Genomic DNA, 18,031 nt, shown 5'->3' on the forward strand with positions numbered 1-18,031 from the left:
CTGCCCGACCAGCTGAGAGGACGCACCCATGCCCACGACCGTGTACTCCGACGAGGTTGCGTGCCCGCCGCGCGCCGGCACGTTGTACGACGTGCTGGAACTCATCCTGGACCGGGGCATGGTCATCGACGTGTTCATCCGGGTCTCACTGGTGGGCATCGAGATCCTCAAGATAGACGCCCGCATCGTGGTCGCCAGCGTCGACACCTATCTGCGGTTCGCCGAAGCGTGCAACCGACTGGACCTGGAGCGCGACTCGGGCAGCACCACCGTCCCGGAGCTGATCGGCGGCGGTGCGGCCAAGTCCGTCGGCAAGCGCAAGGTGAGGAAGGCCGCGGAAACCGTGGGTGACACGGTGCGCAAGGCGGTCGGACGCGGTGACGACGATGACTCCGAAGAGTCCGATGAGGCCGACGAGGAGCAGCAGGAGCGGCCGCGTCGACGCGCGCCTGCCGGCAGCGGGGCCCGTCGACGCCGACGTGTGGAGGCATGACCGGTGACGAACAATGGTGTGTACGTCTACGCGATCATCCGGACCGGAAAACCGCTGCCGACGGACGCTTCCGGCGTGGGCAGCCCGCCTGCGTCCTTGAGAGTGGTCCGGCAGGGGCCGGTCACCGCCGTCGTCAGCGATGCGCCCCCGCAGCTGCGTGCACGCCGTCGCGATCTGCTCGCACACCAGGATCTTCTGATGCGTCTGGCTGACGGCGGACCAGTGCTGCCCATGCGCTTCGGAATGGTTGCACCGGACGAGGAGGCCGTGCGCAAGCAACTGGCGGCCGCCGAGACGCACCACATCGCGGCGTTGGAGCACCTGGACGGCGGGGTCGAGATGAATATCAAGGCCCTTCCGGCCCAGAACGGCTTGGCCGCCCTCGTCGCCGAGGACAAGAACATCCGGCGGCTCCGCGAGGATGTACGTCGCCATCCCAGCTACGACGCCACTCTCCGGCTGGGTGAAGCCGTGGCCGGGGCGCTGTCCCGCAGGGCGGCCGAAGCCGGTCAGCGGGCGGTGCGCGAGCTCACGCCCGTGGCCCGCGCGGTGGCAGCGGGACCGGAAGTTCAGGGGTGCGCTCTCAACGTGTCCTTCCTCGTCAACCGGAGCGACAGCGACGTCTTCCGAACGACGGCGCAGCGGTTTGCCGATGCCCACCGTGAACGCGTCGAGCTTCGCATTGCGGGGCCTCTGCCGTGCTACAGCTTCGTCGCCGCAGAGGGCACTCCCACGCCGACTGGAGCATGACATGGGACTCTTCACGGGACTGCTCACATTCCCTCTCGCACCGGTCCGCGGAGTGATCTGGGTAGCGGAGAAAGTCAATGAAGCTGCCGACCGCCAGCTGCATGACCCCGCCGTACTGCGCGCCCAACTGGTCGCGCTGAATCAGGAGCTCGAAGACGGAAACATCAGTCAAGAGGAGTTCGAGCGGGAAGAGGAGCGGCTGCTCGACCGACTCCATGAAGCGACCTGCGCGCGGAATGAACGAAGGTGACTAACCCATGGACGAGCAAACCAAGTTGGCCCTCGCCGTGTCTATCGTGGGCGGCTACGTGCTGGGCCGCACCAAGAAAGGCCGACTGGCCCTCACCGTGGCAACGTATGTCGCGGGCAGGCGATTCGGGCTCGAACCGCGTCAGCTCGTCGCTGAAGGGATGCGCAGGCTGGGTGAGATCCCACAATTCGCCGAGCTGCAGGGGCAATTGAAGGGGGAGGTCCTCGAGGCCGGCCGCAAGGCGTTGACAGCTACAGCGAACCGAGGGATGAGTTCGTTGGCCGACGCGATCAGTGATCGTACAGCCCGCCTCGGCGAGGGTGAGGACGAGGAGGAGTACGAGGACGAGGAAGAGGCCGAGCCGGAAGAGGAAGAGGAAGAGGAGGAGTACGAAGAGGAGGCCGAACCGGAAGAGTACGAGGACGAAGAGGAGGAGCCGGAGGAGGAAGAAGAGGAGGAGCCGGAAGAGGAGGAAGAGGAAGAGGAGGAGCCGGAGGAGGAAGAAGAGGAGGAGCCGGAAGAGGAAGAGGAGGAGCCGGAGGAGGAAGAAGAGGAGGAGCCAGAAGAGGAGGAAGAAGAAGAGGAAGAGCCGGAGGAGGTAAGTCCGCGGCGGCGCCGCAGCTCTCGAGAAGCGGCAGCAAAGCGGTCTCAATCCGCACGGACACGGACGCCCCGAGGCCGCTCCACGAGGGCCGCAGGTAGGAAGGCGGCTCCGGCCAAGAAGGCCGCAGGTAGGAAGGCGGCTCCGGCCAAGAAGGCCGCGGCGAAGAAGGCGGCTCCGGCCAAGAAGGCCGCGGCGAAGAAGGCGGCTCCGGCCAAGAAGGCCGCGGCGAAGAAGACGGCTACGGCCAAGAAGGCCGCGGCGAAGAAGGCGGCTCCGGCCAAGAAGGCCGCGGCGAAGAAGACGGCTACGGCCAAGAAGAGCGCGGCGAAGAAGGCGGCTCCGGCCAAGAAGGCCGCGGCGAAGAAGACGGCTACGGCCAAGAAGAGCGCGGCGAAGAAGACGGCTCCGGCCAAGAAGGCCGCGGCGAAGAAGACGGCTACGGCCAAGAAGAGCGCGGCGAAGAAGACGACGTCGTCGCGGCGCGCCGCCAAGAAGACAACCAACCGCGCCGATCGCCGGAGGTAGCCAACCATGGCCAAGACGAAAAGAGACGAGCCCGAGGCAGAAGAGTCGGGTATTGACCGTCTCCGCGAAGAGCTGTCGAACTTCCTCAGCGCACAGATGGGGCAACTTGCTGAGAAGGCAGGCGACAAGCTCACCGATGTTACAGATCGGCTCACCGATGTCGCCGAGAACGGCGGATCCCTCATGCCTGCGGTCGGCTCCATCCTGCAGGGAGAGTCACCGCTGAAAGCCTTTGTCACCCAGAAGGCAAAAGGCGTCAAGGACAACGTCGTGGACAAAGCCAAAGAAGTTCTTGGTGGAGGCAAAGGGAAGCGCAAGGGCGGCAGCGGCAAGTCCATGAACATCATCGAAGTCCTTGATGTGGGAGTGCCCCTACGCACGGCCTACGACCACTGGACGCAGTACGACCAGTTCGGCAGTTTCACCAAGGGGGTCCAGGACGTCTCGATGGAGGACGAGATGTCCAGTGACTGGAAGGTCAAGGTCGGGCCTTCCTCGCGGAGCTTCAAAGCGACCGTACAAGAGCAGATTCCCGACGACCGCATTGTCTGGACGTCCGAGGGTGCCAAGGGCACCACCCGCGGCGCCGTCAGTTTTCATGAGCTGGGGCCGACTCTGACCCGCATCGTCCTGGTCGTGGAGTACTACCCATCCGGGTTCTTCGAGAAGACCGGCAACCTGTGGCGCGCGCAGGGTCGCCGATTGCGACTGGACTTCAAACACTTCCAGCGGTACGTCACCCTCACCGACGAGGAGCCCGAAGGCTGGCGCGGCGAAATCCGTGACGGCGAGGTTGTCGTGTCCCATGAAGAGGCCATGGAGGCGGAAGAAGCAGCTGATGAAGAGGCCGAGGACACGGAGGAGGACGACGGCTACGAGGAAGACGAGGGAGACGAGGGAGACGAGGAAGGCGAGGGAGACGAGGGAGACGAGGAAGGCGAGGGAGACGAGGACGGTGAGTGGGAGGAGGAAGAGGAAGAGGAACCTGACGACGAGGAGAGACGAATGAGGCGGCCACGTGACCGACGTTGACTTCAGACAAGGCTCCCAACCTGTCGCCGGGCCCCAGACCACCAACCTCGCCGACATTCTTGAGCGCGTCCTCGACAAGGGGATCGTCATCGCCGGTGACATCAAGATCGACCTTCTCGACATCGAGCTCTTGACCATCCGGCTCCGTCTGTTCGTGGCATCCGTGGACACGGCGAAGAAGGCCGGCATCGACTGGTGGGAGACGGACCCGGCACTGAGCTCCCGCGCGTCCCGCAGCGCCTTGCAGGACGAGAATCGCCAGCTGCGTGATCGCCTGGAGGCGCTGGAATCGAAGGGGTACGACGACACCTCGTCCCTGCAACGGACCAAGGAGAAGCGAGGCACATGAAGGAGCAGGCCCCCGACTCCGCCGTCGCCACCTACGCCTTCGCTGTCTGCCGGAGCCTGGAGCCGGCCACGGTGACGCGGCTGCCCGGCCTCTCGGGCGAAGCGCCCGTGCGAAGTCTGCCGTTCGGGACGCTCACCGCTGTCGTCCAGCACGTGCCCGCCGCTGACTTCATCGACGAGGCTTGGCAGGAACGCCTCTCGGACCGCGATGAGCTCGAGCGATGTGCACGCGCTCACCATGAAGTGGTTTCCGCCGTTTCCGTCGGCGGCCCTACGATTCCCCTTCCGCTGGCCACTCTGTATCTCAGCGACGCGAGCGCACGGAAAGCTCTGGCGAGCGAAGCGGACCGTTTCCACGCTGTTCTGAAACGCATCGAGAATCACGACGAATGGGGAGTGAAGGTGTACGCCCCCAGCACCCCGACGGACATCGCGCGCCCCACCACCCCACCTGCTGTGTCCGCCCCCCCGGCCCCCGGTGCCGGACTTGCCTACCTGGATCGCAAGCGAGGTATTCAGCAACGGCGCGAACGCCACCAAGAAGAGACGTTGCGCATCGCGGACGAGGTGGATGCCGAACTCCGGACCCTTGCAACCGCGTTCCGCCGGCTACGGTCACACGGCCAAGAGCTGGCGGGTAATCGGCGTATTCAGATCCTCAACGCCACCTACCTGGTGGCCGAGCACCGGGTTCATGAACTCGGCCGCTTGGCCCAGTCGCTGCGGCAGCGGACCGGGGCGCAGATCGAAGTTTCAGGGCCCTGGGTGCCGTACTCCTTCGTCGGCGAGGTGTAAGCCATGACGCACGAGGTGGTGCCCTGGGATTCTCCGGAGCCCCTGTCGGGCCCCATCGGAGTTCCGCTCGTCGACCTGCTGGACCGTCTTCTGGCCACTGGCGTGGTCATCAGCGGTGATTTGGTCATCGCGATCGCCGATGTTCCACTGGTGCGGCTGTCCCTGCACGCACTGCTGTCGTCCGTCAACGAGCGAGTTCCCGCACCCTGGGCGGATGGAGGCCCCCTATGACGGCCAGTCGACTCGACCTGGACCGGGACCAGATGGGACATGACCTCGTCGCGCTTGTTCTGACCGTGGTGGAGCTCCTCAGACAGCTGATGGAACGTCAGGCGATTCGCCGTGTTGAACTGGGCGATCTCACTGACGATCAGGTCGACGAGATCGGTACAACACTCATGCTGCTCGAGCAACGCATGACCGAACTCTGCGACCAGCACGGGCTGCGTCCCGAAGACCTCAACCTCGACCTCGGACCACTCGGTAGCCTTCTTCCGCGCAGCTGAATTCGCGCTTGACGCGGTCCCGCTTCGGCAAGGGCGTTTCCGGTGGATCAGCCGGACCTTCTCCAGGCGAAGCGACGCTGTCAGCACCTACGGGCGCCCCCCGGAGGCCACGCGCCCAGGCACCAGGGATAAGGCACCAGGCGCCGGTTTCAGGACAGTGATTTGCGGTCACCCGCACGGTATGGCACCAATGTGGCAGCCCAAGCGGGATCAGCAACGTCGGCAGGATGGCGAGCACCGGCGTGCGGCTCGTGGGGCGGATTCGGAGCCGGACGGCGGCCGGCCCGGGCCGGATCCGCAGGTGGAGCGTGACGCTCCGGATGATCCGACAGAGATGCAGAAAAAGTCGTGGCGGGCGGTGCTGAAGCGGACAGTGGCGGAGTTCAAGGACGATGAGCTGGCTGACCGTGCAGCGGCGCTGACCTACTACGGGGTGCTGGCGCTCTTCCCCGCGCTGCTGGTCCTCGTCTCGCTGCTTGGCATCGCCGGTGAGTCGGCGACCAAAAGGGTTCTGGACAACATCAAGAAGATGACCCCCGGCCCGGCGCGGGATGTCGTCTCGAATGCGATCGAACAGCTCCAGGGCAACGGCGGCACCGGTTCGGTGGTGGCGATTGTCGGTCTGCTGGTCGCGCTGTGGTCGGCGTCGGGGTACGTGGCGGCGTTCATTCGCAGTTCCAATGCCGTCTATGACGTGCCTGAGGGCCGCCCGGTGTGGAAGGTGCTTCCGGTCCGGCTGGGCGTCACCCTGGTGCTGATGACCCTTGCCTGCGTCAGCGCGTTGATCGTGGTGTTCACCGGCGGTCTGGCCCGGGAGGTCGGTACGGCGCTGGGGATCGGGGGCACGGCGCTGACGGTGTGGTCGATTGCCAAGTGGCCGGTCCTGGTGGTGCTGGTCACCATCATGATCGCGATCCTGTACTGGGCGTCACCGAATGCCAAGGGTCGCGGATTCAAGTGGATCACTCCGGGGAGCTTCCTGGCTCTGGTGATCTGGATGATCGCCTCGGCGGGCTTTGCGCTGTACGTCGGGAACTTCGCCTCCTACAACAAGACCTACGGGACCCTGGCCGGAGTGATCATTTTCCTGGTCTGGTTGTGGATCACGAATCTGGCGATCCTGCTCGGCCTGGAATTCGACGCGGAGATGGTCCGCGAACGCGCGATCATCGGCGGCCACCCCAAGGAGGAAGAGCCCTACGTGGAGCCGCGGGACACCCGCACGTGGACCGATGAGGAACGCAAGGAGATGGGCGACCGCTGACCCGAGCTCATTCACCGCGCATCCCGGCCGTTGCTCCGCACACCGCTGCGACTCCCTCAGTGGAGGCGGTGGTCGGCCGAATGGGCCGACCGGGCTCGGGTACTCGCCGTGGAGATCAAGCCGCGCACGAACCGAACGGAAGGTCACGACGATGAACAGGTCACTGGACCACTCGCCGCGCCAGGACTCCGAGGAATCGGTGAGCGACCTGGTCAAGCAGGCATCGGAGCAGATCTCCCGGCTGCTGAGGCAGGAGTTGCGACTGGCGCAGGCGGAGATGCAGCAAAAGGGCAAACGGTTCGGGAGGGGTGGCGGCCTGTACGGCGGAGCCGGCGTGATCGGTTTCATCGCCCTGCAGGCCCTTGCGGCCACCGCGATCGTGGCTCTGGACCTGATCTGGCCGCTGTGGATCTCGGCACTGGCCGTGACCGCCGTCCTCCTCGCGGTGGCCACCGTGCTCGCCGCCGTGGGCAAGAAGCAGATCAGCCTGGCCGCCCCGCCCAGTCCCGAGCAAGCCATCGAGGGCGTCAAGGACGACGTCGCCGAGATCAAGGAGAGGGCACACCGATGACGGACAAGTCCCGGAACAACGACTCCACACCCACCCCTGAAGCACTGCGCGAGCAGGCGCAGGGAACCCGCGAGGAACTCGGTCGGACAGTCGAGGCGCTGGCCGCCAAGGCCGACATCAAGGCCCAGGCACAGCAGAAGGCGGCGAGGGTCAAGAGTCAGGTGCAGGACAAGACAGCCCACGCCCTCCACGTTGCGCAGGACAAGACTCCGGAGGCGGTACGCGACAAGGCCGCGTACGCCAAGCAGCAACTGGCCGAGACTGCCCACGCCTTCGGAGAGAAGATCCAGGACAACACCCCGGAGCCGGTGCGCGACAAGGTCGGCCGGACGGCGCAGGTCGCGCGCGGCAACCGCAACCTGCTGCTCATCGCCGGTGCAGCCGCCCTGGCCGTCGTCGTCCTCGCCCGCCGCAGGAGGAAGAGCTGATGAAAGCGTCCAAGATTGCCTACAAGCCGGTCGGTCTGGTGCTGGGTGCCACGAGCGGTGCTCTCGCCGGCGCGGTCTTCAAGCAGGTGTGGAAGGCCACCGGCCACGACGAGGATGCTCCCGACGCCACTGACAGAGATCGCAGCTGGCGGGAAGTTCTGATCGCCGCCGGCCTGCAGGGTGCGATCTTCGCCGCGGTCAAGGCGGCGGTCGACCGCGGCGGCGCCGGCGCAGTGCATCGCCTGACCGGAACCTGGCCCGGCTGACCCCCACACCGCCGCATCCACGGGGTGTCAACGCGCCGGAGGAGCGGGACATCGTCATGGCGTGTCCACTCATGAGGATGTATCTGCGCCGCCGCCCTCTCGCTGACGGTGATTTGGGGGATACGCTACGTCAAGGGCAGGGTCGCCGACGTGCATGCTCGTCGTGCCAGGAGGGGAACGGGTGGCCACGGATTGGTCGGACACGCAGCGAGCCGTAGGTCCAGCACCGGACGAGGAGCAGCGCGAGCGGGACATGCGGATCGTGCCGCGAGCTCTTGAGCGAGATACCGAACTGGTCATTGTCAAGGCGGCGTTGGACGCCGTGAGCGGCCGTTCGACGACGGGTGCGGTGATCCCCTCAGCACGGCGTGGTGGCTTGCTGGCCTTCACAGGACCGGCCGGAGCGGGCAAGACGACCCTCTTGGAGGAGGCGCGTCGCCTTGCGCCGGAGCGGGAGTGCACAGGGCTCTTCGCGAAGGGCGGCGAGCAGGAGCGGAGTCTGGCCTTCCATGTGGTGCGGCAGTTGCTCCAGCCGTTGCTGGCCTCGTACTCCGAGAGCGAGCGCCGGGAGTTGCTGGGCGACTGGTACGGCATCGTAGGCCCTTGTGTCGGCTTGAGTCCCGCCGTGGAGGGCGTGGTGCCGGATCCGCAAGGTGTGCGGGACGGTCTGGACTGGGTGGTCACGCATGTGTCGGTACGGCGCGGCCCATTGGTCCTGGTCGTCGACGATGCGCACTGGGCGGACGCGGAGTCCCTGGCCTGGCTGACCTCCTTTGCCGTACGGGTCGAGGAACTGCCCGTACTTCTGGTCGTCGCGTACCGCGCGGAGGAAATGCCCGATGAAGCCACGACGTTCAGCGACATGGTCGAGCGGAACCGGGTGGGTCCGCTCGACCTGGCGCCGTTGACGCCGGCCGCGGTCGCCCATCTGATGCGCGAGGCGCTGGGCACCGAGGCCGACGACGACTTCTGTCGTGAAGCCTGGCTGGTCACCGGTGGCAATCCCTTCGAGACGGTCGAGCTGGCGGCGAAGGTACGGGACGGTCAGCTGGTCCCCGGGAGGGAGAACGCCTGCGCGTTGCGGGACCTTGCTGCCGAGACCAGGGGCGGCGGCCTGGTGGACCGGCTGGAGCAGCTGGGCACGCTCGCGGTGCGGCTGGCCTGGGCTGTGGCCGTCCTTGGCTCGGAGGCGACCTTCAGCATGGCTGCGGCGCTGGCGGCGCAGGGACCGGCCGAGGCCGCGCAAGCGACGGATACGCTGCGGACCGAGCGCATTCTGACGTACGGCATGAAGCCGGAGTTCGTCCATCCGCTGATTGCGACGGCGGTCTATCGGGCCATCCCGCCCGCGATGCGGGTGGCACTGCACGGCAAGGCCGCCTGGGAGCTCGTGGAGGCGGGCAAGGGTCCGGCTGCGGCGGCTCGACATCTGCTGGAGACACAGCCGGAGGGGGATGTCTGGGTGGCGGAGCAGCTACGCGACGCGGCCCGGGAGTATGTGCGCCGGGGTGCTCCCGACGCTGCCCGGCGCTGCCTGAGCCGCGCCCTGCGCGAGCCTCCGCCCGCGGGACTGCGGGCCACGGTGCTGCACGAACTCGGTTCCCCGGCACTCCTGCACGATCCGGCGGTGACGGTCAACCATTTGCGGGCTGCGCTGGAGGAGCCGGATCTGCAGCCGGCACTGCGGCAGAGCATCGTGATCCGTCTCGGGCGGGCGCTGTCGCATTGCGACCGGCTCACGGAGGCGGCGGACCTGGCGATGGAGGAATTCCGTACGGCCACGGACTCGCGAGAACGACTTCGCATGCTCATGGAGCACTTCAGGATGTCCGCGTTCACCTCCGACGACCGGGAAGCCCCGGCTCTGTCCCGTCGGCTCAGCCACCTCACGCAGCGGCTGTCCGGCGAGAGCCAGACCGAGCGCTACCTCTACGGGTTGCGCGCATGGGATGCCATGGTGCGCGGCGAACCGGCGGCAACCGCGGTGGAGTTCGCGGAGCGGGCGCTGGGTTCCGGCGGGATGAGCTGGACGGACGAGCGATGGGGCTTCGAAGTCCCGTCGCTGGTGGCCCTCACCTTCCTGTACTGCGACCGCCCGGACCGGGCGGAGCATTTGTACGCGGGAGCCATCGCGGAGTACGAACAGCAGGGCTGGCGCGGGGTGCATCTCTCGCTCGGTTACAGCCTGCTCGGTTACATCCGGTTCTGGAAAGGTCAGCTCACCGACGCCGAGGACCTTGTACGCGCCGGGCTGAAACTCGCGGACCGCCTGGGGCCCGCGGGCATTCATGCGCAGTGGTACGCGATGGCCACCTTGATCGAAATCCTGATGGCCCGCGGAGAGACCGCGGCTGCCCAGGAGCTGGCGGTCGCCCGCCGGTTCGGCAAGCCGTTCCCGTCGGCCGTGACGCTTCCCGACGCCGAGACTGTCCATGGCGAACTGCTGTTGGCCCGGGGTATGGACAAGGAGGCCGCTGAAGAGCTGGCCGCGGTGGGCCGCCGCCTCGACCGGCGCGGAATGCGTAATCCGGCCTGGTGCCCGTGGCTGCCCCAACTCGCGCTGGCTACCCGGACGACGGATGCTGGGCGGGCGCTGGATCTGGCGCAGGAGGCACTGCGCCGCGCCGAGCGCTTCGGTACGGCCACGGCAGTGGGGAAGGCTCTGTCAGTGCTCGCCCGGGTGACGGACGGGCCCGAGGGAATTGCTCTGCTGCGGCGTGCCGTCACTACGCTGGAGTTGTCGCCGTCGTCGTACGAACTCGCGGGCGTTCTCGTCGAGCTCGGCACCGCTTTGCGCCGTGCCGGACTTCTCTCGCAAGCGGCCGAGCCTCTGCACCGTGGTGTGGATCTGGCCGGTCAGTGCGGGGCCGGGGATTTTGCGGCACGGGCGCGCGACGAGCTGGTCGCGGCGGGGCTGAGGCCTCGCCGCTTGGATGTGGTGCGGCACGAGCCGCTTAGCGGAGCACCATCCGCGTAGTCAACGGCGCACGGTAGCCCGCGCGCGCCATGCCGTGCACCACATCGTGGGGGCATGGTGCGCCAGGGGCAGCATCGTCGGTTTCCCTATGCGTCGAGAGGTGAAGCATCCAGGGCGAACGGACGGGGGAGCGACTGATCCCCGCCCTGACTTGCTCGCTGTTGCTTCCTCGTCTCGCTCCCTCGGAGGGGGGCCATGCGCGCTGCTGTGGCAGGTGCGAAGGACCACACCATGGTGGCTCTCACCGATGTCGAGCTGGACGTGAAAGCCCTCGGCCACGCCTCCTTCGCGGAGGCGGCCGTCGAAACCTGCGTCAACTCGCCCACGCCGCTTGCGCTTCCGCTTCCGTGAGGACGTCATGACCGAATTCTTCCTGCCCGAGCTGCCTCGCCTGCTGCCGGTGGCCTACCACCCCAAGGCAGCGCAGATCGAGTTCCGGTCGAACGGCTGGGTGCGCAGCCGGCTCGGCGACTGCTTCGCGAGCGAGGAAGACCTGCTGCGCTACCTACGCCAGCGCAACGGACTGTACGGGCCTCTGACCGTGCCGTACGCGGATGAGCAGCGGGCGCTCGATGTCGCGGACTGGTACCAGTACGTCACCGTCATCGACAGCTTCGTCTCGGACCGTTCGGCGCTGGGAGCCGATGAGGCCAGTGCCCGCGATGTGTTCGCCGAGATCATGGACGACTTCCACGGTGACGGCGGCGGGAGAGAGGACTTTCCCTACGGCGTAGCGGGCAAGGAGCTGTGGCGTCGTATCAGCCCTGGGCTCTCTCCCGGTCAGAAACGACGGTTCGCCGGTGCTCTCGAAGCGTTTCTGCGTGGATGCGTCACCGAGATCCGGTTCAAGCTGACGGAGCGGGTGCCGGACTACGAGACCTGTATGACCGTGCGCCCGGACAGTTTCGGCTGCGACTTCATCCGGTTGATGACCGAATACGCGGCGGGCGTCGACATGACCGGACTCGATCGGCTGCTCGCGGACGTGCACACGCACTGTATGCGGCAGATGATCATCGTCAACGACCTGCTCTCGTGGCGCAAGGAGCACGCTCAGGGCGACAAGATGACGGTGGTTCGCGTGCTGATCGAGCGTGGGGGACTGGGTCTGCAGCAGTGCGTCGACCGGCTTCATGAGCTGGTCGATCATCACGAGAGGGCCTACATCGTGGCTCGGGACCGGATGTTGAACGGTCCACACGGAACGCGCGCGGACATCCGTGCCTATCTGAACGGCCTGGACCACCTGATCGGTGGCAGTGCGGAGTTCGAGTACCTCACGCCTCGTTACTTCGGCGACGGCTATGTCTGGGACGGCTCCACCTCGGGCTGGATCAGCCTCACCGCACCCGTGACCCGATTCCGGGCACGGCCCAGCACCGATACCCATACCAATGTTGAGAGCAGCGGGTCGCGGGCAGCGACACCGTCCCTGACGAGGAGCTGAAGAGTGGCAGAGACTGCACGCATACGGCCGAGCACACGGCTGTCGACGACCGGTATGGCTGTGCCGCCGACGAAAGGCAAGGCTCCCGGCCGGCTCCCCGTTCTCGGCCATGCGATCCCTCTGCGGCGCCGTCCGCTGGAGTTCCTGGCTGCCCTGCCCGCGCACGGTGACCTGGTCGAGATCCGTCTCGGCCCCCAGCGCGCCTACATGGCCTGCCGCCCCGAGCTCGTACGGCAGGTGCTGCTGAACCCGCGCACCTACGACAAGGGCGGCCCGCTGTTCGACAAGGTCCGACCCCTCGTGGGCAACGGCCTGTTCACCTCGGCCTGGGCGGAGCACCGGTTGCAGCGCCGACTGGTGCAGCCTGCCTTTCACTCCAGCCGCACGGCGCCGTACGCCGCAGTGATGTGCGAAGAGATCGAGTCCATGCTCGGCTCATGGGAGGAAGGCCGTGCCATCGACCTCGGCGCCACGCTGCATGCGCTGACGGTCCGGGTCACCACGCGAACGTTGTTCTCCACCACGATCGCAGGTCGTGCCGTTGCCGACGTACAGCATTGTCTCCCCGTCATCCTCCGGGGCATCTACCGGCGGATGACCTCGCCGGTCGGTCTCCTGGAGAGACTTCCCACCCCGGAGAACAGGCGCTTCAAGCAGGCACGCAAGAGGCTGCGTGCAGTCATCGACGAGACGATCCAGGGCTGCCGGCGCTCGGGGGCGGACAACGGAGACCTGCTGTCGATCCTGGTCGGCGCCCGGGACGAGGAGAGCGGTGAGGGCTTCACCGATGACGACATCCGCGACCAGGTCATGACCCTGCTGATCGCCGGCACCGAGACCACCGCGAGCGTCCTGGCATGGGCCCTCCACCTGCTGAGCCGACACCCCGAGATCGAGAAGCAGTTGCACGACGAAGCCGACCGCATCCTCGCTGGACGACTGCCGGCCTTTGCCGACCTGCCCGCCCTGGACTACGCCCGACGCGTCGTCACCGAAACCCTTCGCCTCTATCCGCCGGCCTGGCTGCTCAGCCGGATAGTCACCGTCCAGACTGAACTCGCTGGGGAGCAGCTGAAGCCGGGCGCGATCGTCCTGTACAGCCCCTACGTCCTCGGCCGCAATCCCGATCTCTTCCCCGATCCCGGTTGCTTCGACCCCGATCGCTGGCTTCCTGAACGGGCAGCATCAGTGCCGCATGGCGCGATGGTGCCTTTCGGCGCCGGCAGCCGCAAATGCATCGGCGACGCCTTCGGCCTGGCCGAGGCGACCCTGGCTCTCGCCGCCATCAGCACGCGCTGGCAGCTCCGGCCCGTGCCCGGGACGACGATCCGGCCGAAGCCGGAAGCGGCCCTGGGCACCGGTCCCCTCTGCATGCTGCCCCAACCGCGACGCTTCGGGGCAGGTTCGGGGCGCACGAATCCCTGACACCGAACTGCGGGAGCGTCACCAACCGGGCAACGAAGGCACCTCGGGCTGCGCACGGCACATCACCCTGGCCATGCTCGCGCAGCTTCCTCGCCGCGACGGCCCCCGCCAGGAGTCGGCGCGGTGGGCACGGTGGTGGCTCAGTCGGGGAATGTGCGGCTGGTGACCGTGAAGGGGGCGCCCTCGGTGTCGCACACGGTCGCTGCCTGGCCATCGGGAGTGTCGCGCTGTCCGAGAACCATGCCTCCGTTACGGCGTACCGCCTCGGCAGTGGCGGTCACATCGGCGACGGGGAAGTGGACGTGCCAGCGCGGCCGGATCATGGGGTCCGGTGCGGTTTCGACCGCGCCGGAGCTCAGGCGGGCCACGATGTGCCCGTCGTGGCGCAGTACGACTTCTTCCTTCTCGTACTCGACCTCGCAGCAGCCGGGCCGTTCGCATGCCCAGTCGAGGACCTGCCCGTAGAAGATCGCGGCATCGAACGCGTCCCGTGTCCGCAGACGCAGCCAGGCCGGCGCGTTCTTGCGCCAGCTCAGCCAGTCCGAGACGAGCTGTCCTTCCCAGATGCCGAAGACGGCTCCGTCCCGGTCCGCGGCCAGCGCGCCACGGCCGACGGGAAAGGTCAGCGGGCCCACTGCGACCGTGGCGCAGCGCTCCAGTATCCGCGCCGCGGTCTCGTCCGCGTCGGCGACCGCGAAATACGGCGTCCAGCCGGCCGGTGCCCGCAGAGCCGGGTCGGGTGTGCCGAGGCCCGCAACCGGCATGCCCTCGAGCATGGCGATACTGAACTGGTCCCCGAGTTTGGCGCGCCGGAATTGCCATCCGAGTACCGCGCCGTAGAAGGCCTGCGCTTGTGACAGGTCGCGCGCCAGCAGAGTGATCCAGCAGGGCGCGCCGTAGACATCGTGGCTCGACGTCCTGCTGAACGCGGCCCGTGTCGGTTCCTTGTCCATCGCACTCAGCGTCCCGGTCGAATAGGGGCATCACGGGCAGAATATCTCTATCTCGTTTCGCTCACGCGCAGCGTCCGCGCGGTCACTTATTGGGAGCGGAGCCGCGGATGTCTCTCCGGGCGGGCGGGCCGCGCTCGATCGTCGGGCCGCCCAGCGAAACGACGCCGGCCGCGGTCCTGCCTTCGACCGCGGACAGCCGCGACGGAGAGTGTTCCCGCATCCACGGAACGGCACGACCGGCATCGTCGTCGGGGTGACGGTGATGAGGGCCGGCGCTCGACCGGCGCCGAGCTCGGTGAGCCCGTCGTCGGCCGAGTCCGTCTTCGCCGACGCGGCTCACCGGAGTCCAAACCCGCCGGAACTCCCCACAGCGCTACCGGCGTCGAGGGCTGGGATCCGATCCGTATGCCCGCGTCGGGCACCGGCCCGCAAGTAGTCGAAGCAGGTAGTCGAACGGCTTCCGGTCAGGAGGCCGGGCGCACACGGGATCCGGTCCAGTCGAGCAGGTCCGCCACCCTCCAGGTGTTGATCACTCGTTCCGCGGGCACCTCGCACTCCTCGGCCCGGGCGCAGCCGATGATCTGCCAGTCGAGCTGCCCCGGGGCGTGTGCGTCCGTGTCGATGGCGAAGCAGGTTCCGGCAGCCACCGCTTGGCGCAGCAGCCGCTTGGGGGGATCCCGTCGCTCGGGCCTGCTGTTGATCTCCACGGCCGTGCCGTGGGCCGCGCAGGCCGCGAAGACCTCGTCCGCGTCGAACTGCGACTCGGGCCGTTTTTTGCCGGCGACCAGTCGGCCCGTGCAGTGGCCCAACACATCGGCCAAGGGGTTCTGAACAGCCTTGACCAGGCGCCGTGTCATGGCCGCCGACTCCATACGCAGCTCGGAGTGGACCGAGACGACCACGAGATCCAGCTGATCCAGCAGCTCCGGCTCCTGGTCGAGCGAGCCGTCCGACAGGATGTCGCACTCGATGCCGGTCAGCAGCCGGAACGGGGACCACTGACTGTTGAGCTCCGCCACTACCTCCAACTGCTCACGCAGCCGCTCGGCGGACAGCCCACTCGCTACGGTCAGCCGGGGAGAGTGATCGGTGAGGGCGGCCCACTCGTGGCCCAGGGCGATCGCCGCCCGCCCCATCGCCTCGATGGGGCTGCCGCCGTCCGACCAGTCCGAATGCAGATGACAGTCGCCGCGCAGCAGGGAACACAGCTTGGTCCCGCCCTCGGCAAGCGGCTTGGACGCCTCGTCCTCCAGTCGCTGAAGGTAGAGCGGTACGTCTCCGGCCAGCGACTCCCGTACGACACCCGCTGTCTTCGGGCCGATGCCCTTGACGGCTTCAAGTGACCCCTCCTTCGCGCGTCGGCGGATTTCGGCGTCGGTCATCTGAGCCAGCACGGCGGAGGCGGTGCGAAAGGCGCGGACCCGGTAGGTCTCTGCGAGGGAGCGCTCCAGCAGAAACGCGATCCGTTCCAGCGCCTCCACAGGGTGCATCTCAGCTCCTTTGCACCGCGACGGCGACCGCGGAGCCGGGCGCGGGGCACTACCCGCGTCCCGGGCGGCCGCCGGCTGCTCCTTCCACTGTCGCGCCTTCCGGAAGCGAGGGCACGCCGAGCGGCTGCATGTGACGGCCGGTCGCGTACTCGACGTTCGCCTCCTCGTGAGGCGGCAACAGTAGTTCTTCATAGCGGCCGAGCGCGAGGACGATGCCCAGCATCGCTATCGGAACGAGCACGGCGATGAGTTCCATGGCCCTGTCCTTTCCTGGGAACTCCTCTCCGGGTTCCCCCTCCCGTCTAGGCAAACCTCCATACATGTCCGGAATGGCCAACTCGACGCCGCTCCTCGCAAGTTGGTGTTTGAAATCGCGCGTTCGTGCTACTCGCAGAAGGGAGGAGCCATGGCGAATTCATCAGAGAACACACCGAAGAAGAACGAGAGTGCGGCGGACAGGCCGGGCCCGATGGAGCTGCTGCGGCAGGCGCGTGGCCAGCTGACGGAGCTCACCGGCATGGAGGCCGAATCGGTCTCGTCGTTCGTCCGGACGGAGGACGGCTGGTCGCTGGAGGTCGAGGTGCTCGAACTGGCCCGCGTCCCCACGACGACAAGCCTCCTCGCGACGTACGAGGTGACCCTCGACGCCCAGGGCGAGCTGACCGGCTACCGACGCGTACGCCGCTATGAGCGCGGCAGGGCCGACCCCAAATAACAGGTCCGCCGCGCAGTCGACCGAAAACCGACAAAGGAGGACTGGTATCGATGACTGTTGTGCCGGCACAGCAGAGCAGGGGTGGAGGCAGCAGTGGCCTCTACGACGTCCTGGAACTCGTACTCGACCGTGGGCTCGTCATTGACGCTTTCGTACGGGTCTCGCTCGTAGGAATCGAGATCCTGAAGATCGATGTCCGGATCGTGGTCGCCAGCGTCGACACGTATCTGCGTTTCGCGGAGGCGTGCAACCGGCTCGACCTCGAAGCCGGGCCGCGCAAGGACCCGGGTCTGCCCGATCTGGTCGGCGAGATCACGGAGTCCGGAGCGCGCGGTAAGTCCAAGGGCGTGCTGGAAGGTGCCGCGGAGAAGATCTCGGACTCGTTCCGGCAGGGCCGTGACGACGAGAAGGAGAAGGCCGAATCCAGGCCGCGCACCAGGCGCACGACGTCCCGCAGCAAGAAGGAGGAGACGGAGTGAGTACGTATGTCTACGGCATCGCACGGAGTTCGCACCCGAGCCTCCCGGAAACGGCGACCGGGGTGGGCGACCCACCGCGGCCTGTACGCATCCTGAGGCAGGGCAGGCTCCTGGCTCTGGTCAGCGATGCGCCCGAAGACCTGAAGCCCAAGCGGCGGGACTTGTTGGCGCACCAGAACGTGCTGCGCGAAGCGGGCGAGGAGGGCACCGTACTGCCCCTGCGCTTCGGTGGTATCTCGCCGGACGACGAGACACTGACAGCCGTGCTCGCGGAACGTGAGGACCACTATCTCGACCGGCTGAGCGCACTCGACGACAAGACTGAGTACAACGTCAAGGCCACACACGACGAAGAGGCTGTCCTGCACCGGGTGCTCGCCGACGACCCCGGGCTACGGGCCATGGCCGAGGCAGGCCGGACCGCCCAGGGCACTTCGCACGAGCAGAAGATGCAGCTCGGCGAGCGCATTGCGGCCGCCGTGCAGCTGCGCGAGACCCTGGACGCCGATCTGGTGCGGGCGACGCTCGAAGGAACGGCCGAGGAGGTGAGCGCCGGGCCGCAGAGCACCGGATGGCTGATGAACCTCTCCTTCCTCGTGATCCGCGAACGCGGTGCCGACTTCCTGAACGCCGTCGACGAGCTGCGCAGGCAACAGCCGCACCTGGCACTGACCGTGACCGGACCCCTCCCTCCGTACAGCTTCGTGGAGTGA

At 67.2% G+C, this 18,031-nt stretch carries 23 protein-coding genes; 20 read left to right on the forward strand and 3 right to left on the reverse strand.

Annotated elements, in window-relative coordinates; all coding sequences use genetic code 11:
* Positions 1-28: 28 nt before the first annotated feature.
* The 17 genes from ACFYXH_RS24470 (at position 29) to ACFYXH_RS24550 (ending at position 13,681) form a co-directional block, all read left to right on the forward strand.
* Positions 29-493: a gas vesicle structural protein GvpA gene (locus ACFYXH_RS24470; RefSeq protein WP_389566633.1), complete on the forward strand. Its 465-nt coding sequence runs from the start codon at positions 29-31 to the stop codon at positions 491-493.
* Positions 494-496: 3 nt separating this feature from the next.
* Positions 497-1,243 carry a GvpL/GvpF family gas vesicle protein gene (locus ACFYXH_RS24475; protein ID WP_389566636.1) on the forward strand — a complete coding sequence of 249 codons (747 nt, stop codon included), beginning with the start codon at positions 497-499 and terminating at the stop codon, positions 1,241-1,243.
* 1 nt (position 1,244) lies between these two features.
* Entirely contained in the window at positions 1,245-1,493 is a 249-nt protein-coding gene (locus ACFYXH_RS24480; RefSeq protein WP_389566638.1) for a gas vesicle protein GvpG, read from the forward strand.
* A 7-nt stretch (positions 1,494-1,500) separates the two neighbouring features.
* Positions 1,501-2,622 carry a histone protein gene (locus ACFYXH_RS24485; protein WP_389566640.1) on the forward strand — a complete coding sequence of 374 codons (1,122 nt, stop codon included), beginning with the start codon at positions 1,501-1,503 and terminating at the stop codon, positions 2,620-2,622.
* 6 nt (positions 2,623-2,628) lie between these two features.
* The gene (locus ACFYXH_RS24490) at positions 2,629-3,654 is read left to right on the forward strand and encodes an SRPBCC family protein (protein ID WP_389566643.1); all 1,026 of its coding nucleotides are present in this window, start codon (positions 2,629-2,631) and stop codon (positions 3,652-3,654) included.
* The gene (locus tag ACFYXH_RS24495; protein WP_389566646.1) at positions 3,641-4,003 is read left to right on the forward strand and encodes a gas vesicle protein; all 363 of its coding nucleotides are present in this window, start codon (positions 3,641-3,643) and stop codon (positions 4,001-4,003) included. The genes ACFYXH_RS24490 and ACFYXH_RS24495 overlap by 14 nt, the downstream gene beginning before the upstream one ends.
* Positions 4,000-4,797 carry a GvpL/GvpF family gas vesicle protein gene (locus tag ACFYXH_RS24500; protein WP_389566649.1) on the forward strand — a complete coding sequence of 266 codons (798 nt, stop codon included), beginning with the start codon at positions 4,000-4,002 and terminating at the stop codon, positions 4,795-4,797. The genes ACFYXH_RS24495 and ACFYXH_RS24500 overlap by 4 nt, the downstream gene beginning before the upstream one ends.
* 3 nt (positions 4,798-4,800) lie before the next feature.
* Positions 4,801-5,028 carry a gas vesicle protein gene (locus ACFYXH_RS24505; RefSeq protein ID WP_389566652.1) on the forward strand — a complete coding sequence of 76 codons (228 nt, stop codon included), beginning with the start codon at positions 4,801-4,803 and terminating at the stop codon, positions 5,026-5,028.
* Entirely contained in the window at positions 5,025-5,303 is a 279-nt protein-coding gene (locus ACFYXH_RS24510) for a gas vesicle protein K (RefSeq protein ID WP_389566655.1), read from the forward strand. The genes ACFYXH_RS24505 and ACFYXH_RS24510 overlap by 4 nt, the downstream gene beginning before the upstream one ends.
* A gap of 190 nt (positions 5,304-5,493) precedes the next feature.
* Entirely contained in the window at positions 5,494-6,567 is a 1,074-nt protein-coding gene (locus ACFYXH_RS24515; protein WP_389566819.1) for a YihY/virulence factor BrkB family protein, read from the forward strand.
* Between the two features lie 151 nt (positions 6,568-6,718).
* Entirely contained in the window at positions 6,719-7,138 is a 420-nt protein-coding gene (locus ACFYXH_RS24520; protein ID WP_389566658.1) for a phage holin family protein, read from the forward strand.
* Entirely contained in the window at positions 7,135-7,566 is a 432-nt protein-coding gene (locus ACFYXH_RS24525) for a DUF3618 domain-containing protein (protein WP_389566661.1), read from the forward strand. The genes ACFYXH_RS24520 and ACFYXH_RS24525 overlap by 4 nt, the downstream gene beginning before the upstream one ends.
* Positions 7,566-7,832, forward strand: a complete 267-nt coding sequence (locus ACFYXH_RS24530) for a DUF4235 domain-containing protein (RefSeq protein ID WP_389566664.1) — start codon at positions 7,566-7,568, stop codon at positions 7,830-7,832. Before ACFYXH_RS24525 ends, ACFYXH_RS24530 begins: the two co-directional genes overlap by 1 nt.
* Before the next feature lie 181 nt (positions 7,833-8,013).
* Positions 8,014-10,809: an ATP-binding protein gene (locus ACFYXH_RS24535; protein ID WP_389566667.1), complete on the forward strand. Its 2,796-nt coding sequence runs from the start codon at positions 8,014-8,016 to the stop codon at positions 10,807-10,809.
* Between the two features lie 195 nt (positions 10,810-11,004).
* Positions 11,005-11,160: a hypothetical protein gene (locus tag ACFYXH_RS24540; protein WP_389566670.1), complete on the forward strand. Its 156-nt coding sequence runs from the start codon at positions 11,005-11,007 to the stop codon at positions 11,158-11,160.
* A gap of 7 nt (positions 11,161-11,167) precedes the next feature.
* Positions 11,168-12,256: a terpene synthase family protein gene (locus ACFYXH_RS24545; RefSeq protein ID WP_389566672.1), complete on the forward strand. Its 1,089-nt coding sequence runs from the start codon at positions 11,168-11,170 to the stop codon at positions 12,254-12,256.
* Between the two features lie 3 nt (positions 12,257-12,259).
* Positions 12,260-13,681 (forward strand): cytochrome P450, encoded by a 1,422-nt coding sequence (locus ACFYXH_RS24550; RefSeq protein WP_389566675.1) that lies wholly within the window; start codon positions 12,260-12,262, stop codon positions 13,679-13,681.
* A gap of 140 nt (positions 13,682-13,821) precedes the next feature.
* Here ACFYXH_RS24550 and ACFYXH_RS24555 read toward each other — a convergent pair whose 3' ends face one another.
* From ACFYXH_RS24555 to ACFYXH_RS24565, 3 genes are all read right to left on the reverse strand, one after another.
* A complete protein-coding gene (locus ACFYXH_RS24555) occupies positions 13,822-14,634 on the reverse strand; it encodes a VOC family protein (protein ID WP_389566678.1) in 813 nt (270 codons plus the stop codon).
* A 464-nt stretch (positions 14,635-15,098) separates the two neighbouring features.
* Positions 15,099-16,124: a PHP domain-containing protein gene (locus ACFYXH_RS24560; RefSeq protein ID WP_389566681.1), complete on the reverse strand. Its 1,026-nt coding sequence runs from the start codon at positions 16,122-16,124 to the stop codon at positions 15,099-15,101.
* Between the two features lie 49 nt (positions 16,125-16,173).
* Positions 16,174-16,380, reverse strand: a complete 207-nt coding sequence (locus ACFYXH_RS24565) for a hypothetical protein (protein WP_385302958.1) — start codon at positions 16,378-16,380, stop codon at positions 16,174-16,176.
* A gap of 150 nt (positions 16,381-16,530) precedes the next feature.
* Between ACFYXH_RS24565 and ACFYXH_RS24570 the strand changes: the two genes are divergently transcribed.
* Genes ACFYXH_RS24570 through ACFYXH_RS24580 form a run of 3 tightly spaced genes read left to right on the forward strand, consistent with a single transcriptional unit; the run spans position 16,531 to position 18,031 of the window.
* Positions 16,531-16,839, forward strand: coding sequence for a gas vesicle protein (locus tag ACFYXH_RS24570; protein ID WP_389566684.1), 309 nt, complete (start codon positions 16,531-16,533; stop codon positions 16,837-16,839).
* 50 nt (positions 16,840-16,889) lie between these two features.
* Positions 16,890-17,318 (forward strand): gas vesicle structural protein GvpA, encoded by a 429-nt coding sequence (locus tag ACFYXH_RS24575; RefSeq protein WP_362691364.1) that lies wholly within the window; start codon positions 16,890-16,892, stop codon positions 17,316-17,318.
* Complete coding sequence (locus ACFYXH_RS24580; RefSeq protein WP_389566687.1) at positions 17,315-18,031, forward strand: GvpL/GvpF family gas vesicle protein; 717 nt, start codon at positions 17,315-17,317, stop codon at positions 18,029-18,031. The genes ACFYXH_RS24575 and ACFYXH_RS24580 overlap by 4 nt, the downstream gene beginning before the upstream one ends.

This window comes from Streptomyces sp. NPDC002730 (assembly GCF_042888805.1).
Classification (GTDB): domain Bacteria; phylum Actinomycetota; class Actinomycetes; order Streptomycetales; family Streptomycetaceae; genus Streptomyces.

Bases quoted from the DNA above. Each gene is read 5' to 3' on its own strand.
- ACFYXH_RS24515 (WP_389566819.1), top strand. From the start codon at position 5,494: ATGTGGCAGCCCAAGCGGGATCAGCAACGTCGGCAGGATGGCGAGCAC.
- ACFYXH_RS24520 (WP_389566658.1), top strand. From the start codon at position 6,719: ATGAACAGGTCACTGGACCACTCGCCGCGCCAGGACTCCGAGGAATCG.
- ACFYXH_RS24505 (WP_389566652.1), top strand. From the start codon at position 4,801: ATGACGCACGAGGTGGTGCCCTGGGATTCTCCGGAGCCCCTGTCGGGC.
- ACFYXH_RS24545 (WP_389566672.1), top strand. From the start codon at position 11,168: ATGACCGAATTCTTCCTGCCCGAGCTGCCTCGCCTGCTGCCGGTGGCC.
- ACFYXH_RS24490 (WP_389566643.1), top strand. From the start codon at position 2,629: ATGGCCAAGACGAAAAGAGACGAGCCCGAGGCAGAAGAGTCGGGTATT.
- ACFYXH_RS24555 (WP_389566678.1), bottom strand. From the start codon at position 14,634: ATGGACAAGGAACCGACACGGGCCGCGTTCAGCAGGACGTCGAGCCAC.
- ACFYXH_RS24485 (WP_389566640.1), top strand. From the start codon at position 1,501: ATGGACGAGCAAACCAAGTTGGCCCTCGCCGTGTCTATCGTGGGCGGC.
- ACFYXH_RS24565 (WP_385302958.1), bottom strand. From the start codon at position 16,380: ATGGAACTCATCGCCGTGCTCGTTCCGATAGCGATGCTGGGCATCGTC.
- ACFYXH_RS24525 (WP_389566661.1), top strand. From the start codon at position 7,135: ATGACGGACAAGTCCCGGAACAACGACTCCACACCCACCCCTGAAGCA.
- ACFYXH_RS24470 (WP_389566633.1), top strand. From the start codon at position 29: ATGCCCACGACCGTGTACTCCGACGAGGTTGCGTGCCCGCCGCGCGCC.
- ACFYXH_RS24530 (WP_389566664.1), top strand. From the start codon at position 7,566: ATGAAAGCGTCCAAGATTGCCTACAAGCCGGTCGGTCTGGTGCTGGGT.
- ACFYXH_RS24500 (WP_389566649.1), top strand. From the start codon at position 4,000: ATGAAGGAGCAGGCCCCCGACTCCGCCGTCGCCACCTACGCCTTCGCT.
- ACFYXH_RS24480 (WP_389566638.1), top strand. From the start codon at position 1,245: ATGGGACTCTTCACGGGACTGCTCACATTCCCTCTCGCACCGGTCCGC.
- ACFYXH_RS24510 (WP_389566655.1), top strand. From the start codon at position 5,025: ATGACGGCCAGTCGACTCGACCTGGACCGGGACCAGATGGGACATGAC.
- ACFYXH_RS24540 (WP_389566670.1), top strand. From the start codon at position 11,005: ATGCGCGCTGCTGTGGCAGGTGCGAAGGACCACACCATGGTGGCTCTC.
- ACFYXH_RS24560 (WP_389566681.1), bottom strand. From the start codon at position 16,124: ATGCACCCTGTGGAGGCGCTGGAACGGATCGCGTTTCTGCTGGAGCGC.
- ACFYXH_RS24575 (WP_362691364.1), top strand. From the start codon at position 16,890: ATGACTGTTGTGCCGGCACAGCAGAGCAGGGGTGGAGGCAGCAGTGGC.
- ACFYXH_RS24570 (WP_389566684.1), top strand. From the start codon at position 16,531: ATGGCGAATTCATCAGAGAACACACCGAAGAAGAACGAGAGTGCGGCG.